This window comes from Flavisolibacter tropicus (assembly GCF_001644645.1).
GTDB classification, from domain to species: Bacteria; Bacteroidota; Bacteroidia; order Chitinophagales; family Chitinophagaceae; genus Flavisolibacter; species Flavisolibacter tropicus.
Genome location: NZ_CP011390.1, coordinates 1,604,040 through 1,622,496, shown reverse-complemented (window position 1 = coordinate 1,622,496; position 18,457 = coordinate 1,604,040). Strand labels below are relative to the sequence as shown.

Below are 18,457 nucleotides of genomic sequence, written 5' to 3'. Positions count from 1 at the left end.
CGCGTGAGGAGTTAAATAAAAAAAGAGGCTTCAAACGAAGCCTCTTTTTTAAATTGTTTTATTAATTAAAACGTTTTATTTGTTTGACTCGGTTGGGCATTAATTGCATTGCCAACTGGAGCTTTGTTTACATTTTCATTTCCCAGGTTTTCTAAAATCCAGTTCGTCATTTTACTCCATAAGTGGAAGCTGGTATTGTCTACGCCTCCAGAAATGCTATGGTTCTTATTAGGATAGTAGCCACTTTCAAAATCTACATTCGCTTTTACCAAAGCTGTAATCATTTGTGCAGAGTTTTGAAAATGTACGTTGTCGTCTGCTGTGCCGTGAATGATTAAATATTTACCACGAATCTTATCTACATAATTAACAGGAGAGTTTGATTCATATCCTTTAGGATTCTCCTGTGGCGTACGCATAAAGCGCTCAGTGTAGATATTGTCGTAGAATTTCCAATTGGTAACAGGTGCTACAGCTACTGCTGCACTAAACGCATCGGCCCCTTTTGTAATAGCCAAAGAGCTCATAAATCCACCAAAGCTCCAGCCCCAGTGGCCAATGTTTTTGCCGTCAACAAAAGGCATTTTGGCTAACCATTTGGCAGCGTCGATCTGGTCTTCAATTTCTAGCTTACCTAGATTCAGATAGGTTTTCTTTTTAAATTCTTCACCACGGAAACCTGTACCACTATTGTCTATAGAAACAACGATAAATCCTTTTTCTGCCAGCATCTGATGCCACATACTAGCTGCGCCAAAGCGATTCGCTACTTGTTGAGAGCCAGGGCCGCCATAGTTGCAAAACAGTACTGGGTATTTTTTATTTGGGTCGAAGTTTGTGGGTTTTAGCATCCAGCCATTAAGCGTATCACCTTTTGTATTTGGTACGCGGATAAAGTCAACTTTACCTATCGCATATTCATTTAACGTAGATATTAGCTTGGCATTTTCACTCACTACTTTTTCCTTAACTGCTGTAATACTTCCTTTGTTTTTTACAAGGTTGTAAAGAGTTACAGTCTGCGGTGTGTTAATGTTGGAATAGTAATCGTGAAACTTTGTATTGTCAGCGTTAAATTGAATTCTATGCCAGCCTGTTTCTGTAGTTAACTGCTTGTTCATCTTTCCGTCGAAATCTGTAACAAACAGGGTGCGATCCATTGGAGTAGGATAAGCTGCGGTATAGTAGATCAGGCGGTTCTTTTCATCAATGGCGTTTACATCACTGATGTCATAGTTGTTCTTAGTGATTTCTGTTTTACGCTTGCCGTCAATGCTATATAAATATAAGCGGTAGAAACCGTTCATTTCTGAACCAAACAAGAAGTTTTTACCATCTTTAAGGAACCACCAATCATCATTAATATCAACGTAGTACTTGTTTTTTTCATCGTACATAGTAGTGGCTGTACCTGTTGCAGCATCCGTTAATAACAGTTTAAGTTCGTTTTGCAAGCGGTTCATCCAATACACGACTAATTTATTATCTGCCTCAGTCCATTTAATGCGAGGAATATAGATGTCGCCTTGTTCGTATTGAGCAGGAACGATAGCTCCGGTGTTAACATTATAGATTTGAATGCTTACAGTTGAATTGCTTTCGCCAGCTTTGGGATATTTATAACGATAGTCTTTGTTATAGCGGTCATCAAACATGGTCATGTTGAATTCCTTAACCTTGCTTTCGTCAAACTTATAAAAAGCAATATAATTACCATTAGGACTCCAATCGAATGCACGGCTAAAAGAGAACTCTTCTTCATATACCCAATCAGAGTTACCGTTAATGATATAGTTCCACTTGCCATCAGTAGTAACTGCAGTAGTTTTTGCAGAGGCTATATCATAAACATAAAGGTTGTTATCGAAAACGTAGGCAACTTTATTACCGTCAGGAGAGAAAGTAGGGTGTAGGATCTTTCCAGCATTTAAGCGGGTTGTTTTTTTTGATGCTACATCATACAAATAGACAGTTGCTTTTGAAGAACGGCGATAGATAGCTTCCTTGCCGGTAAAGAAGATAATGCGTTTCTTGTCTGCACTAACTTGATAGTCTTGAGTATTTACAGCTTGACCAGCTTCATCCTTTATTTCTTTTGGATCAAAGAGGCCGCTATTGTCTTCTCCTGCAAAGCCACCAAATGGTTCGCTTCTAAACGTTGATTTCTTGTAAATATCTTCAAGGGTGATTTGCTTTTTTTGTGCCAGGGTCAGTAACGGTACAAAAAAGAGAAGTAGGAACAGATTTCTCATGAACGAAAAATTTAAGTCCTAAATGTACTTGATTGTGAGCGAATGCAGATTGGATTAAAAGCGTTCCTGAATAAATTTTTAGAAAATGTTAATCAAGGTTATGTTATAAATTTCTTTAAATAGTGAATAGAGTAGGTGTTAAGCTCTTTCTACTGCTAATCCTTCTACTTTTTGCAAGCGCCAATAGACTTTATTTGGTGTCTCAAAAAAGGGTTTAAAACCGTTTTTGAGTAAGATCCTTTGAGATGCTATGTTGGTGGAGTGGGTATTGGCTAATACGCATGCCACTCTTGTTTGGTCAAATGCCCATTGACAGAGAGTTCCCACAGCTTCTGTCATATAGCCTTGTTTTTGAAATTGTGGATATGTGCCGTATCCAATTTCCACTTCGCCATCTGGGTTAGCATCACCCTTAAAACAAATATCGCCAACCATAGCCTTTCTCTCTTTATCAATTACTGTCCATAAAGTAGAAAAGAGATAATTGCAGGTTGGATTTCCAACCGCAGGCAATATGACCTTTTCAAAAGCCTCTATCAGCTCTAGACTGATTTTTCTTTTTAATGGTTCTACCTCCAATTCTTCTTCCAATGAGCCATCTGCTTGTAAGTAATTAATTAACTGATTGTGAGTTAATGGCACAATGCGGAGCCGGTCTGTTTCCAATATAGGGCGATGGGTAAACATGTAACAAAACTGGTTGATCGTACTTGCAGTAGAAACTGTGTATTGTATGAATTGCCAGAAGGCTTACGTGACTTGTAGTACGTTTTTTTTGAATAGATGAAGTTGGAACATTGGTCGTTAAGATGTACTACAGGCCTGCACTTTCTTACATGGAACGGATACTGAAATAATAAAAAAGCACTGCTTAAGGGCAGTGCTTTTTTATTATGGATACTTCAAAATTCTAGCGTTGTTCAGCCATATCAGGAATAGCTTCTGATTTGTAAGCTCCTTGATCTAGCTTCTTCTTTGTTTCAGCGAATGCTGTTAAAGTAGCCTGGATATCTTCATCTGTGTGAGTCGCAGTTGGAATCAAACGGAAAATGATGTGACCTTTTGGAATCACTGGATATACAACTACAGAGGCGAAAACACTATAGTTTTCACGCAGATCCATGGTCATAGAGGTAGCCTCTTCTACACCGCCCTTCATATAAACAGGCGTTACCATTGTATCTGTATTGCCAATATCAAAGCCTAACTCTTTTAGACCAGCTTGCAGTTTTAATGCATTTTCCCAAAGTTTCTGGCGGAGTTCAGGCATTGTACGCAACATCTCTAAGCGCTTCAGGTTTCCAATTACAATTGGCATTGGAAGGCTCTTTGCAAAGATCTGGCTACGAATATTATAACGGATATAATCGATGATCGCTTTATCACCAGCTACAAACGCACCGATAGAGGCCATTGATTTGGCGAATGTAGAGAAGTAAAGATCTATACCATCTTGAATACCTTGAGCTTCACCTGCGCCAGCGCCTGTTTCACCGAGTGTTCCAAATCCATGCGCATCGTCTACTAAAAGACGGAACTCATATTTATCTTTTAATTCAACAATTTCTTTCAGCTTGCCTTGATCACCAGCCATACCAAACACACCTTCCGTAATTACAAGGATGCCACCTGTACCTTGCTTTTGAACTAAAGCAGAAGCGCGTTGCATTTGTTTGTCAAAATCTTCCATGTCGTTATGCTTAAATACATAACGGTGACCCGGATGTAAGCGCAAGCCATCTATAATACAAGCATGGCTTTCTGCGTCGTAAACAATCACATCATGGCGGCTGCACAATACATCTATGATACTAACCATACCCTGGTAACCATAGTTCAGTAAGGCCGCATCTTCTTTGCCAACAAACTCTGCTAATTCACTCTCTAGTTGTTCATGATGATTAGAGTTACCGCTCATCATACGTGCACCCATTGGGTAAGCTAAACCAAATTCAGCTGAGGCATCTGCATCAGCCTTACGGATTTCCGGATGGTTAGCTAAGCCCAGGTAGTTGTTCAAACTCCAAACAATTACCTCTTTGCCACGAAATTTCATGCGGCTGCTGATATCACCTTCCAGTTTAGGAAAGGCAAAATAACCATGTGCTCTTTCACGATGCTGTCCTAACGGACCATAGTTTTTCATAAGGCGCTCAAAAATATCTGCCATAATTGCAAATTTATTATTGATGGTTTACGATTAATTATAAAGGTTTTCTAGTGTTTCTATAGTAAAATAAAAAAGCGCAGGCAGTAATGAATTGGCTTAATAGGGAGCCTTAAAACTCATTGCTGCCGCGCAAAGGTAATAAAATGATTAGTTGAATGGTATTATTGGCTGATTACCAGCTTAATGTTTGTAATATGATTTTCCAGCCTTTCGCGGTGTTTTGCCAGACACGGAGATAGTTTTCTTTTTTGCCTTCAAATGTAACAAGACCATATACATACGCCAGATCGCCCGCTTTAGAGATGCCAGCTTCCATTGGAGCCATTTCTAAGCCGGTAGGAATGCTATTTATTACTTTAGACCACTGGCTTTCCCCTAGTAATAAAATGGCATTTTTGAGGTTTAGGCAGGCTTCTTTGTGTAAATGGGTGGTATATGCTTTTTCAGCGTTTTCCTTGTATGCGGAAATGAACTGAAGGTCTAGGTTTTTAACATTTTCTATTTCTTTAAGGCTGGTTTTTTTACCTACAGATGCCTTTTTTACTTGCTGGACCGCCATGGGCGCATTTCCCAACGTCACGCCCATGTCCACCAAAAACTTCCATTGGCCATCTTCTGTTTTACGCCAAATAGTAGAAAAGGCACCACCATACGTGATAGTATCTGTTAAAGATGGGCGTTTTTCATATGGTCCCGTGGAAAAGCCCAGATCTCCAGAGGCTGCAATACCAGCAAATGCTGGTTGCCACAATAATTTGTCAGAGGATGGTTTTAACCTGCTAAAAGCCTTTTTTGCATTTATTGCGTTTCCTTGATTAAAAACAACAGCATTACTGTCGCAAAAGTTTAAAAAGGCATCTTTTGTATTATACGCTTTCGCATAGCCGGCAAAGCTGTTTTCAGCGTTGATTACTTCAGCAACCTGCTGAGCCTTTACCGTTGAATAAAAGGCGACAAAAGATAAAAATAGCAGCGTTCTCATTAATAGTCAGTTTTTATAAATGTATTGAATCCGTTGCTCGACAGGCTCAAATTGTGGATCAAAGGGCGGAGTTTATGGATCAACTGTCGAATTAATACATTTATAATACTGTTGAGTAATAGGCAAATGCTAATTTTGCGCCCTAATCTGTTATCAATGAAAAGTCGTTTGACGCTTCTTTTAACTATCGTTTCTCTAACAGTTTTTGCTCAACCTGCTAAGATCAACAATGAAAATAAGCCTAAGCTAGTTGTTGGTGTTGTGGTGGACCAAATGCGATGGGATTATTTATACCGTTATTCAGAGCGGTACGGTACAGATGGTTTTAAGCGCCTCCTTAGAGAGGGCTTTAGTTGTGAAAATACGTTTATACCTTATACGCCTACTTATACGGCTGCCGGCCATACTTGCGTATATACAGGTAGTGTGCCTTCATTTCATGGTATCATGGGTAACTCCTGGTACAATAAAGCGCTTAAGCGTAATGTTTATTGTACAGAAGATGATAGCGTACAAACGGTAGGTAGCACATCTTCTGCCGGAAAGATGTCTCCCAAAAACCTTTGGGCTAATACCATTACAGATGAATTAAGACTAGCGACCAATTTCCGGAATAAGACCATTGCCATCGCTCTAAAAGATAGAGGTGCTATTTTGCCGGGTGGGCATACCGCTAATGGCGCTTACTGGTTTGATAACGCCAATGGGCAGTTTATTAGTAGTACGTTTTATATGAACAGTTTGCCTCAATGGGTACAAAATTTTAATGCTAAGCATTTACCTGATACCTATCTAAAGCAAGGTTGGAAAACGCTTTACCCGATTAATACTTATGTTCAGAGTACGGAAGACAATAAAAGTTATGAAAACCCGATACCTGGGGAAGACAATACTTTTGACCACAATACTGATGCTATAACCAAAAATAAATATGAGAGTTTCCGCAGTACGCCTTATGGTAATACGCTAACCTTTGAAATGGCTAAGGCTGCAGTAGAAGCCGAGCAACTAGGCAAGAGCGGACTTACCGATTTCTTAACGATAAGTTTTTCTTCCACTGACTATATAGGACATGCCTTTGGGCCTAACTCTATTGAAGCAGAAGATTGTTATTTGCGGTTTGACAGAGAGCTGGGCGACTTTTTAAAGTACTTGGATAGCAAAGTTGGAAAAGGTAACTATTTACTGTTCTTGACTGCCGATCATGGTGCTGCCCATAACGTAGAGTTTTCTAAAGAACATAAACTCCCGGCTGGTGTTCTGGATGATGCGGATATCAAAAAGAACCTGGATGTTTTATTAGAATCCGCCTTTGGCGTAAAGCAGATCATTGCACAGGTTATTAACTATCAGATCTACTTAAATGATGAAATAATTGCCTCTTCTAAATTGAATAGAGCGGCAATTAACCAGTTTATCATACAGGAATTATTAAAATATCCTGGAATCGCAAAAGCATTTGAGATTAACCAATTAAATGACTTAATGCTTCCTGGGCCACTAAAAATGATGGTGGCTAACGGCTATAACCAGAAACTGAGTGGCGAAATACAATTTGTATTCAAGCCTCAATGGTATGATAGCTGGTCTACAAAAGGTACTACCCATGGTGTGTGGTCGCCGTATGACGCACACATTCCTTTGTTGTGGTTTGGATGGAATATCAAACCGGGTAAGCTGAATCGGAAAGTGTATATGACAGATATTGCACCTACAGTTGCTGCCTTATTGAGGATTCAAACGCCCAATGCTACAATAGGTGAGGTGATAGAAGAAGTGAGTAAATAAGTAATTATTGAATTAAAACTACAGAGCCCATAGCACTCCGCTATGGGCTCTGTAGTTTTGTCTATTATTTAGTGTAATGGTGATTGATAGTATTGCTCAGTGTTACCTTGTATAAACTCCTGAACATATTTCGCGTTGCTTAAAGCGGCTGCAGCTGCCGTATTGTTGAAATATAAATAGGCTTGTTTAATAGTAGGATCTTCTTTGATTAGCAAAACGATCTGGCGTAGAAAGGCTGGATCATAATCTGAAAAATAAAGCTTAGGCAGCCCGTGAAAACGGTAATAAACAGTACTTCCATTGCTGATCACATCATCGGGTAAGCTAGGGTAGGAGATACCGCTAAAGACAATTCTCTTCTGTTTCAATTGAGCATACACGTCTTCCCGCCACCAGCTTTTATGCCTAAATTCAATTACGTTCAAATAGGAAGGGTTTAGCTGAGATAGTATCCTTTGCAATGTATCTTCACTATATGCTAAATGGGGTGGTAGCTGAAAAAGAACAGGTCCTAGTTTGTTACCTAGCCCTTCTTTTACAACATGATAAAAGTCTTCCACTAAAATATCAGTATCAATAAATGGCTTTACATGTGTGATGGTGCGCGTGGCCTTTACAGCAAAGATAAAATTGTCTGGCGAACGGTTATACCAGCTTTGCAAGTTTTTGTGTTCTGGAAACCGGTAAAAGCTGTTGTTGATTTCTATAGTAGTAAAGTGCTGGCAATAATATTCAAACCATTTCTTTTGGGGCCAGCCTTTGGGATAAAAAATCTCTTTCCACTCCTTGTAGTAGAATCCCGAACATCCAATATGCCATTGCATGTCTTGCATACAAAGCCCTATAAAATAATAGTGCCATTTTCCTATACAAACTGTATAATGGAAGAAGCTGGTTTACCTAAAACGCAATACGCTATCCTTTTGTAGTTAAGCTGGTAATAGAATGGTAAATACGGCGCCATGATCAGGATGACCGTGCGCATAGATAGCTCCTCCATGGTGTTCAACAATCTTTTTACAAATAGCTAATCCTATACCTGTGCCTTCATACTCACTTCTTCCATGTAGGCGTTGGAAGATCTGAAAAATCTTTCCGGCATATTCATCTTCAAAGCCAATTCCATTGTCGGAAAACTCCAGTTTTAAATATTGATTGGCCTTGTTGATTTGGATGTGGTTGAGCTCTTCCGGCCTGATATAGGCCCAGGTAATTTGTATATGAGGTTGCACACCTTCTCGTGTAAACTTTAAGGAATTGCTCAATAGATTTTGGAAAAGCTGGCGAAACTGTGATGGTATAATATTGGCTTCAGGTAAGCCGGTTGCATCTATAATGGCATTTTCCTTTTCAACCTTATATTCCAGCGTCTGTTTTACTTCTTCTACAATAGCTTGCAGACTATAAGGCTGGAAGGAATGATTGCCTGTGATCATGGAGATCGAGAGCAAATCATTGATCATGGTTTGCATACGCTGCGAGGCATCTATGATCTTTTTAAGATAGATTTTCCCATCATCGCTTAGTCGGTCCTGTTGTGTATTAACCAAGCGATCTCCAAAGGTGGAGATCTTGCGCAGGGGCTCTTTCAAGTCATGACTGGCAACATAGGCAAACTCTTCCAGGCTTGCATTGGATTGCTGCAGTTGATAGGTATTTTGCAATAATGAGCGCTCCATTTCCTTTCGTTTCGAAATGTCCAGTGCTGCCCCTAGTACTTGAACCGGCCGATTGGCATCATTACGCTTAAAGACCACTTCCCTTACTACCATCCAGCACCATTCGCCTGTTTTACTTCTCAAGCGGCACTCATACTGCATCATTGAATTTGTATGCTGAAATTTCTTTTCTGACTGCCTGCGTTCTGGTAACAGGTGTAGATCTTCCGGGTGGTAAAGGGCTGTTATGGCTTCAGCGCCCATTTCTAATATCTCTTCTGGTGTAAAGCCCAGCACATAATAAACCTCATGGTTTATGTAGGAAAATGTGTTGGTAGTGGTGTCAAATAAGTAAAGAATGGTAGGAGAAGCATCGGCTACCTGTTTAATAAAGAGCTCTTGTTCTTCAATCTTTTCCCTGGCAATAGCATGTTCCGTTATATCCAGCGATATGCGTAATATTCTTTCTACTTGTCCATTACTGTTTCGGTCAAATACGGTGGCGTACGTATTAATCCAGCGGTACTGGCCATTTTTATGACGTATCCGATAGGCGTATTCAGCTATTTGATTGTCATCTGGATGCCGGTTGGCATCCTCCAAAGCAGCCATTGTTTTCTGTATTAACTCCAACGCATCATCTGGATGAATAAGTTGGGTAAAGAAAATGGAGCCTTGGCCAATGGCCTCTTTGGGGTCGTAACCTAATAATTTGTATAAGCCTTCATTAACAAACTCGTATTGGTCAGTAGCTACATTGTACGATGTAATAAGGGCTGGTGTGGCATCCGTGATTTTTTGAATAAAGGTTTGTTTCTCTTTTAACTCTTGCTGAATTAGGAACTGGTCAGTAATATCTTGAGTAGTACCAATCAACTTAATGGCTGTTCCATTGCTGTCAAAAACAAACTCACCCTTTCGGTGCAATGTTTTTACTTTTCCACTAGGTAAAATTACCCGATGCACTTTGTCATAAGGATGCTTTTGTGCTAAGCATTCCTGCCAATAGTGGGAAACAGACTCTTTGTCTTCAGGATGCAAATAGTCAAACCATTTTTCAACCGACAGTTCCTGACCTTTATCGAGTTCATAAATGTTGTATAATTCTTCTGACCATTTAACTTCGTTGTTAGTTAAGTCTATGCTCCAGTTGCCTATACGGGCTAAGGCCTGTGCTTGTTTATATAGGCTTTCACTTTGCCGCAATTGCTCTATAAGGCTTTGCTGTTCTGTGATATCCTGTTCTGTACCAAAGATGTTCAGCAATTGTCCATTACCGTTACGTTGGGTTTGAGCTATAGATCGTAAGGTCTTTATTATCCCTTGTGGAGTAATAATTCTGAAGTTGCGATCTACATAATCCAACTTCATGTTTTCCGTTATCGATTCCCTTATGTAAGGCCGATCATCAGGGTGTACAAGTGATAAGAATCGGTCAATGGTTATTTTCTCGGATTGAGGTTCCAGACCGTAAATTTTATAGAGCTGGTCGGTCCATTCAACGGTGTTGTTCTTTAGGTCCCAAATCCAGTTACCTAAATTGGCCAGCTCTTCTGCCTGGCGGTACAAGGATTCGTTTCTCTTTAGATGATTTAGCAACTCTTGTCGCTCTGTGATGTCTTGAACAGTGCCAAGCATTTCCACAACCTGCCCTTCCCGGTTCACTCTAACTTCAGCTGTAGCATGTATATATTTTATAGTTCCGTCTTTTAGTTCAATCCGGTTTTGAAACTCAGTGGAATTCTTTGTTTCCAGTGTTTCTGTGAGTTTTAATTGAACAAGTTCTCTGTCTTCCGGGTGGTTGAAATTCATTAAACGATCATAGCTAAGCGCAGTATTACTATCTAATTGATAGATCCGATACATTTCATCCGACCATAAGACTTCTCCTGTTTCAATATTCCATGACCAACTACCCATGTGGGCTAAGGCTTGTGCCTCTGTTAATTGCTCTTCTCTTCTTCGTAGCTCATCAGATACCGTCTTTTCTTTATTAACATCAATTATAGCCCCTATGATCTGCTGCACTTTTCCTTCTTCTGTTCTTTTAAAAACAGAGTCGTAGCTGCGTACCCAGCGATAGTTTCCTTCTTTGCTCTTAATGCAGTACTTATATGTACCTGTTTCTTTATCTGGTATGTTTTGAAGCTTTTTGAAGTAGGATTTTACTTCCTGCACGTGATCGGGGTGTATAAAGGCGTCAAAGAAATTAATATCTAGTTTCGATGATTCACCCATTAATACACTAAAAATATCTTTGAACTTATCGTTTGTAAAGACAAGCTTTTGTTCTAAAAGGTCAAAAACATAAATGGCGCTGGGAGAGGTGCTGCTGACCTTTTCAATGAAATGGGTGTGATGCGCAATTTTATCCTGAAGGAGTTTTATATAAGTGTCAGTAGTAGCAGACGTTAAGCGGGCCAGGAAATAATCAATTTCTGCAATGATCTGAATCATCTGCTCAGGATCAGTACAATAAGATGGTAATAGTTGCAGAAATGCTTTTTTGCGCATGAACACAATCATGGATATGTCTTCTGGTATCACCTCGTGTTTGTCTACTATAGGGAGTGCATTACTGATCCACTGGTCTATAGCCAACAGTATAAATTCCTCAGCCTTATTGGATGCTAAGTAGGAAAGAAATTCAGTATTGTTTTTTAAGCCAATTTCGCGCGTTTCTTCAGCTCCCAAGTTTTTGAAGGCTCTTAAAAGAGGAACGTCTAACTGGGTACCTACTTCAAATTGAATTTGGATAAATGCATCCAGATTTTGATCTAGTAAGTATTGTGCATAGGAGGGTAAGAAACGGAAGTGCAGCGAGTGTATGGTTTCATCTATAGTTTTCACAAAAAATAGTTTAATTACTTTGCTAAGCAGCTGTTTCCAGTTGCCAGCAATAGCGTATTGGTTCAGGTGCTACGTGATGGTTGAATTAAAATTACATGAATTTCCACTCAGTCATTCGCTTCAACCTCTAATATAGAGAAATCCTTTTCAGTAAAAATAAGGAAGGCAGCACGTGGCTGCCCTTCATTGATTAATGAACGTTTTACTTCAGGCTTCATTGCCGCGTACGGGACCAGAATAGGGGTCTTCATCGTTACTTTCCTGGCGGTCGCCTCCTAAACTATAGTATTTATTTTCTTCGTCACCCTGGCCCATGGAGGTAGTTAACGTTTCGTCTACTTCGCCAGGAATGTCCAGTTCTGCACTACTCAGTACTTCTCCAAAGCTCCCCTCGTTTAGTTCATCGCCATCAAAGTCCGTGTTATCTAGCCTGGATCTGCGGAGGTTCTCCTCATCGTTAGTAGGCATGTACATATTTTCCAGGGCCATACGCTCTTCCCGGCTTACGTCGGCATCGGTAGCCGCTTCATTCAGGTCTGTTCCTGGGCGGTCTCTGTCTAAATCGCTGTTTTCTACATTCTGCGGAATACCTATTTCAGAAAGTCTTGAATTAGTAGTTTCTAAGCTGTCATTAGAAGCAGGAGTTCGCGGATTTAAATCTGAAAATTCATCATTTTCTTGTTGTGGATTGGCTCTGCTACTGCGTTGTTCTTCCTCATTTTCACTACTATAACGCTGGCTAACACCTGTTCTATTCTTCGCATTTGATAGCTCTTCCATATCCATATCTACCCGCTTCGTGTCGGTGCGCTGGTCCATTATATCTTCTTTTGCTGGATAGTGCGGGTAGCCGGGAAAATCCTGATCCGTTTTATTATCTGGCGATTGTTCTACTTCCCGTTTACTATCCATGGCTTTTGATGGATTGTTTTCTGGTATGTTTGAACCTCTTTTATCGTTGTTATTCTGACGCTTCATAATCTGCTTTTCCTAAACTATATAAAATGTTATGCCGTAATGAATGGTAGCTCTGGCGTAGCAGTTAAAGTTTCAAGGTTAAGGTTTAAGGTTGTGAGGATCTAGAAAGCCTGATTGGATCAAACAGCTCTAAATCGTAGACCTTTAACCTTAAACCAATAAAAAAGCCCCGCATTTGCGGGGCTTTTTTATTTTATGTAACAGCTACTTATTTAGCCATTTTCTTTTGCAGGTTCTCGTCGATTGCGTCTAAGAACTGCTCGGTGTACAGGAAATCTTTACCAGCAACCAGCTTACCGCTAGGGTTAACGTTCAGCGCCAGGTCTTTGGTCATTTTACCGCTTTCAACTGTTTCAATACAAACAGCTTCCAAAGCATTACAGAAGTCAATCAGCTCCTGGTTGCCATCCAGTTTACCACGGAAAGCTAAACCGCGTGTCCATGCGAAGATAGAAGCGATAGGGTTGGTAGAAGTGGGGTTACCCTTTTGGTGCTCGCGGTAGTGGCGGGTAACGGTACCGTGTGCTGCTTCTGCTTCCATGGTCTTACCATCAGGTGTAACCAATACAGAAGTCATCAAACCTAAAGAACCGAAACCTTGTGCTACTGAATCACTTTGTACGTCGCCATCGTAGTTCTTACAAGCCCATACAAAGCCACCGTTCCACTTCATAGCAGAAGCTACCATGTCATCGATCAGGCGGTGTTCGTAAACAATACCTGCTTCTTTGAACTGTGTAGCAAACTCATTGTCAAATACTTCCTGGAAGATGTCTTTGAAGCGACCATCGTATTTTTTCAGGATGGTGTTCTTCGTGCTTAAGTAAAGCGGCCAGCCTTTTTGCAACGCCATATTCATACAGCTGCGGGCAAAGCCACGGATGCTCTCGTCGGTGTTGTACATAGCCAGGGCTACACCACCTTCTCCAGTATAGTTGTAAACTTCAAATTCTTGTTTTTCGCCGTTTTCACCTTCAAAGGTTATTTTTAGCTTGCCTTTACCTTTTACTACAAAGTCAGTAGCACGGTACTGGTCACCAAAAGCGTGACGACCAACTACGATCGGTTGATCCCAGGTAGTAACCAGGCGCGGGATATTTTTAATAACGATAGGCTCGCGGAATACTGTACCATCTAAAATGTTACGAATAGTACCGTTAGGGCTCTTCCACATTTGTTTTAGCTTAAACTCTTCTACACGAGCTTCGTCTGGAGTAATGGTAGCGCATTTGATACCTACGCCATATTGTTTGATAGCGTTAGCGGCATCAATAGTAACCTGGTCGTTTGTTTGATCACGATATTCTACACCCAGATCAAAGTATTTGATGTCAACGTCGATATAGGGCAGGATCAGTTTGTCCTTAATAAACTTCCAGATAATACGGGTCATTTCATCGCCATCCAGTTCTACTACTGGGTTAGCTACTTTAATCTTCTGCGTCATTTTAGCTGTGGTTTAGTTTTTAAAACAGAATCGCAAAGCTAAGGGATTTAACATAGTATAGTTTTTGCAGTTTCTAAGCTGATAAAGTACAGTCACCAAAGGGTCTCCACCTTTAAACCACCCCATATGGTCAGTTTACATCCCTTATTCCTCTATCTGCACAAGTTTGTTGAGTTAAGTCACGACGAATTTGACCAGTATTTAAAGCCGTATATTCAGGTGCGGCATTTTAAAAAAAGAGAAATAATTACCTCAACTGGAGAAGTTGAGCAGTTTTTCAATTTTATATTGGAGGGCCTGGCTCTCAAATATTATAAGCAGGATGGGGAGGAGCATATTGTTCAGATTGCCACAGAAGGGCAGATCATTCACGCCCAGGAATCGTTTCATAGCCGAACACCTTCGGAGTATACGATAGAAGCGCTGGAGCCAACAGCTATTGCCTCCATTAGTTTTGATGACCTGGAACAGATCTATTCCAGCAACCATAAAATGGAGCGACTGGGGCGACTGGTTATTACCTTCTCCTTTGTGTCGCAAAACAAATGGCAAATGCTAGCGCTAAAACTAACGCCCCGCGAGCGCTTTCTCAAATTTATGGAGCGCAACCCCGAGCTGCTGCAACGGGTACCTCAAAAATACCTGGCATCTTACCTCAACATTCAACCGGAAACCTTTAGCCGGTTTAAGCATATTCTGAGGGAAAAGAAATAACCAAGGTAATTGGGGTTTCAAGTTTCTCGTTACAGGTTTCATTCAAAACCATCATTTAAGGCGGATCAATGGCTATCTGTGGTTATGAGCTATTTAAGCTACGCCCGGACCCTAGATGAGCTTTAGCCAACCCCGTAAGGATACGGAGTTGGTCAGAACACTGGCAATCCTGGGGCAGAAAGTGGGCTTACCTTTTAGCGTAGAAAAAGGCTAGTATGTGCTGCCGAGACCACGGTATTCTTTCTTATAGCCGGCAGCTCAAAGCTCATAGTTTGCTTTTATTACATGTGTATAAGTAAAGGTGGCGGAAGACTTGGAAAGGGGTGGTTAGAATGGTAAATTTGCTAAATAATTTAGTATTAAACCGCTTTCTACCGTATGGCTAAACAAAAGAATCAATACTATATTGGCCGGCAGGGCAACCTGCTCTACTACCAGTGGCGGGATGTCTTTTGTATACGCACCAAGGGTACGCTGGATAAAAAACGCTTCTATGAAGACAAAGCCTTTGAAGGCAGTAGAAAACGGGCGGTGGAGTTTGGTGAGGCCAGTAAGCTCGCTGCAGAAGTGTATCACTTGTTGCCTCAAGAATTAAAGAAGCGAGGCTTTATAGGCACACTTACGGGTTGGGCTCACAAGAAACTGATGAACGGAAAGAGTAAGGAAGCCGTAAAGCTAGAGCTCCTGAAGACCTGTGGCGTGGCTGTAGTAGAAACAGCATTCAAGGAAACAATAGTAAGTTCCACTTTTACGCATAACCTTTTGTCATTTGAATCGCCTTATTGTCAACCAAGTGATATAGAGTTCAATCAGAGGGCAATAACTGCCTACAACGATGCCTTACAGGAAGAGAAGTTGACCGGTTATTTGGTTAATGGGTATTCACATGTTTTAGAAGGTAAAGTATTTCTAAGTGGGTAACCCATAAGCCATTACACTAGTTTATACCTGCTTATCAACGCCTGTTTTTACTACCGGTTTTTTAACAGTATGATCATTACTGAACCTGCTATCATAATCAGGGATCCTATCAGCTTTTTACGGATATCGGATTCATTAAAAATGCGATGACCAAGCAGTACGCTTACAATAGTAGAAAGCTGGAATAGCGACAGCGCATAACCAACCGGCATATGATCCAATGCATAGTTGGTCGTAAACTGCATCACCCCTATGCATAAAACAAGAAATAAATAGCTGCTTACGTTAGCCGCGCCTAGCTTGCCTATTTCTGTTTTGACCGGTAACCGATAAACAAATAACAATAAAAAAGAAAACAGGGCGCCAAACCAACACCAGCTAAAAAAGGCAATGGTGGGAGAGGTGGCCAGTATGACCTTCTTAATAAAAACAGCCTCTATGGCGGTTAATATCAAGGCCCAGATCCGGTACTGTATTTCACTTCTTTTCAATAGCGCCCATGAAAAGCGTTCTTCAGTAGTGTCCAATACAAAATAGCTTCCCCAAATGATCAAGGTAATGCCTAACAGTCCCCATAGATTAGGTATTTCTTCAAGTAGAAAAACGCTAGCTATAACACCTACCACTGACTTGTAAGCATTGATAGGTCCTAGTACCGAAAGATCGCCCGTTTGTAATGCCTTTACTAAAAGACCATTGCCTAATGCGCCAGCTATACCACCGAGAATCGAGTATAGCCAAAATGTTGAGGATAGTACAGGCCAACTAACACTTACAGCTATCACTATGCATACAAGAGATAGCATGAAGTAGGTGAGAAAATTGATCAACAATGGGTGATGGCCTTTTATGGTAAGTTGCTTTTGAAATACATTTCCCAAAGGGTTGGAAAGAATTCTTAGTAAAACGGCAATGGTAGTATAGAGAGGTTCTAACAAAAGCGGTTGGGATTTAAAAAGTAAAATTACAGAGATCGTTTAAGGCTTTGTTAGGTTTAGCAAAGCGGAGGCTATTACTTGTTTTGCGATAGGGAATGTGTTTTATTTCTTGTAACTTTTAAACTCACCTGCTCATTCTAATACTTGAAAAATGGCTGTTTTATGAACGCTGTTGTATATTCTTATACGTTGTTTACGCTGTTGCTAAGCACATCATTTGCTATGGCCCAGAAAGCAGATTCTGCTCTTTTTGATAAGCGTTTACAGGTAGAGCAATGGATAAAAGAGAACAAAGTGCCCGCCTTGGGCATTGGTGTTATAAGTAATGGTGCGCTACGTGAGATTCGCATGTACGGCGAGTTGAAAAAGGGTGTGCCAGCGCCTGCAAATGCCTTGTTTAATGTGGCATCTCTGACCAAGCCAATAGTTACACTGCTAACACTAAAACTGGTAAGCAATGGCAGTTGGAACCTGGACGAGCCACTATATCACTATTGGGTAGATCCTGATATTGCCAATGATCCCAGGCATAAGATGTTAACAACGCGATTGGTGCTTAGTCATCAAACGGGGTTTAAAAATTGGCGATATTTAAATGCAAATAACAAGCTGTCTTTTGATGTAGACCCTGGTACCAAATTCGGCTATTCAGGAGAAGGTTTTGAATACCTACGGAAGGCATTGGAAAACAAATTCAAACAGCCTTTGGATAAACTGGCTGATTCTCTTTTGTTTAAGCCACTAAAAATGTATGATACCCGGTTTAAGTGGGATCCATCAATTGAGGAATCCCGCTTTGCGCACTGGTTTGATACAGCTGGAATTGAACATGAGCAAGATTATAAAAAGACTACTGCCAGTGCCGCTGACGATTTAATAACTACCATAGAAGATTACGGAAAGTTTGCAACGTATGTATTGCAGGGAGCTGGGTTAGATACAGCGGTATTTAATCAAATGATTCGTCCACTGGTACCTACAAGCGGTGGGCGCTATATGAGCCTTGGTTGGGAGCTATTCCTAGATTTGGGGTCTAATAAAGAAGTTGCTGTAACACATAGTGGTAGTGATGCTGGGGTTCGAACTCTTGTTATTATTTTGCCGGCTTCTAAGCAAGGTTTGATCATCTTTACCAATGGCGATAATGGTTATAAACTGTATGAAAAGATCATTGTAGAAATGCTGGATGTGGGTAAAGAACTAATGGGCCGGGTGAAATAAAGCGGCTGCAATAAATAGGAGGTAAGTGGTGAACAATTTTAAAGACGATTAGATACTGGACGCATCAAATTCAAATAGCGAAATGCTATTACGTGATTGTTTTTGCGACTCCTCTTTGTTGATAAAGTACAATTTGAAAGATTGAAAATCTTCCGGGTGAAGGAGCGCATTTTTTATTTGAGAAGCAATAAGGGGTGCTGCACCAGCTAATACATCTGCATCTGGTAAGGGATGATTAAAAAGTAATCTTACAATTAGTTTGAGAGGATCATCTTCATGCTGCCTTACACTTTTCTTTAGCTCTATTTCTTCAATTTCATAGGTGTGCTGAATCGCTTCAATAATAGTATTTCCATTGGGTTTTAATGGTGCTCTTCTTGATGCTATTAGATGGCGATTGGTGAATAGCAAGATCAACCCAATAAAAGCACAAGCCATATGTAAGATGTTACCATGTTTCTGTATGATCCTTGAAAATTGAAGCAAAGTAAAGCTAGGGAATGACAGCTATACTTTTAAAAAGATGTAACTTTTAACA

General features: G+C 40.5%; 14 protein-coding genes. 4 read left to right on the top strand and 10 right to left on the bottom strand.

Annotated elements, in window-relative coordinates:
- Positions 1-65 precede the first annotated feature (65 nt).
- From SY85_RS06785 to SY85_RS06770, 4 genes are all read right to left on the bottom strand, one after another.
- Entirely contained in the window at positions 66-2,252 is a 2,187-nt protein-coding gene (locus tag SY85_RS06785) for a S9 family peptidase (protein ID WP_066402743.1), read from the bottom strand.
- Positions 2,253-2,390: 138 nt separating this feature from the next.
- Positions 2,391-2,918 (bottom strand): GNAT family N-acetyltransferase, encoded by a 528-nt coding sequence (locus SY85_RS06780; protein WP_226999032.1) that lies wholly within the window; start codon positions 2,916-2,918, stop codon positions 2,391-2,393.
- Positions 2,919-3,162: 244 nt separating this feature from the next.
- Entirely contained in the window at positions 3,163-4,422 is a 1,260-nt protein-coding gene (locus SY85_RS06775; protein WP_066402740.1) for an aminotransferase class I/II-fold pyridoxal phosphate-dependent enzyme, read from the bottom strand.
- A 172-nt stretch (positions 4,423-4,594) separates the two neighbouring features.
- Positions 4,595-5,404, bottom strand: a complete 810-nt coding sequence (locus tag SY85_RS06770; protein WP_066402739.1) for a YybH family protein — start codon at positions 5,402-5,404, stop codon at positions 4,595-4,597.
- Positions 5,405-5,560: 156 nt separating this feature from the next.
- Here SY85_RS06770 and pafA point away from each other — a divergent pair, with 156 nt between their 5' ends.
- The gene (gene pafA, locus SY85_RS06765) at positions 5,561-7,192 is read left to right on the top strand and encodes an alkaline phosphatase PafA (protein WP_066402737.1); all 1,632 of its coding nucleotides are present in this window, start codon (positions 5,561-5,563) and stop codon (positions 7,190-7,192) included.
- A gap of 68 nt (positions 7,193-7,260) precedes the next feature.
- Here the strand turns inward: pafA and SY85_RS06760 are convergent, their stop codons facing one another.
- From SY85_RS06760 to SY85_RS06745, 4 genes are all read right to left on the bottom strand, one after another.
- Positions 7,261-8,025 (bottom strand): DUF72 domain-containing protein, encoded by a 765-nt coding sequence (locus SY85_RS06760; RefSeq protein ID WP_226999031.1) that lies wholly within the window; start codon positions 8,023-8,025, stop codon positions 7,261-7,263.
- A gap of 96 nt (positions 8,026-8,121) precedes the next feature.
- The gene (locus SY85_RS06755; protein ID WP_066402735.1) at positions 8,122-11,700 is read right to left on the bottom strand and encodes a PAS domain-containing protein; all 3,579 of its coding nucleotides are present in this window, start codon (positions 11,698-11,700) and stop codon (positions 8,122-8,124) included.
- Between the two features lie 207 nt (positions 11,701-11,907).
- Positions 11,908-12,678, bottom strand: coding sequence for a hypothetical protein (locus SY85_RS06750; RefSeq protein WP_066402733.1), 771 nt, complete (start codon positions 12,676-12,678; stop codon positions 11,908-11,910).
- Between the two features lie 208 nt (positions 12,679-12,886).
- Positions 12,887-14,125, bottom strand: a complete 1,239-nt coding sequence (locus SY85_RS06745) for an isocitrate dehydrogenase (NADP(+)) (RefSeq protein ID WP_066402729.1) — start codon at positions 14,123-14,125, stop codon at positions 12,887-12,889.
- A 126-nt stretch (positions 14,126-14,251) separates the two neighbouring features.
- On the opposite strand from SY85_RS06745, the gene SY85_RS06740 reads away from it, so the two are divergent.
- Positions 14,252-14,839, top strand: coding sequence for a Crp/Fnr family transcriptional regulator (locus SY85_RS06740; protein ID WP_066402726.1), 588 nt, complete (start codon positions 14,252-14,254; stop codon positions 14,837-14,839).
- 378 nt (positions 14,840-15,217) lie between these two features.
- Positions 15,218-15,760: a hypothetical protein gene (locus SY85_RS06735; protein WP_066402722.1), complete on the top strand. Its 543-nt coding sequence runs from the start codon at positions 15,218-15,220 to the stop codon at positions 15,758-15,760.
- A gap of 50 nt (positions 15,761-15,810) precedes the next feature.
- Here SY85_RS06735 and SY85_RS06730 read toward each other — a convergent pair whose 3' ends face one another.
- The gene (locus SY85_RS06730) at positions 15,811-16,698 is read right to left on the bottom strand and encodes an EamA family transporter (protein WP_066402719.1); all 888 of its coding nucleotides are present in this window, start codon (positions 16,696-16,698) and stop codon (positions 15,811-15,813) included.
- Between the two features lie 162 nt (positions 16,699-16,860).
- Here SY85_RS06730 and SY85_RS06725 point away from each other — a divergent pair, with 162 nt between their 5' ends.
- On the top strand, positions 16,861-17,919 hold the full coding sequence (locus tag SY85_RS06725; RefSeq protein WP_066402717.1) for a serine hydrolase domain-containing protein: 1,059 nt from the start codon (positions 16,861-16,863) through the stop codon (positions 17,917-17,919).
- Positions 17,920-17,967: 48 nt separating this feature from the next.
- Here SY85_RS06725 and SY85_RS06720 read toward each other — a convergent pair whose 3' ends face one another.
- Positions 17,968-18,357, bottom strand: a complete 390-nt coding sequence (locus SY85_RS06720) for a hypothetical protein (RefSeq protein ID WP_066402715.1) — start codon at positions 18,355-18,357, stop codon at positions 17,968-17,970.
- Between the last annotated feature and the right edge of the window lie 100 nt (positions 18,358-18,457).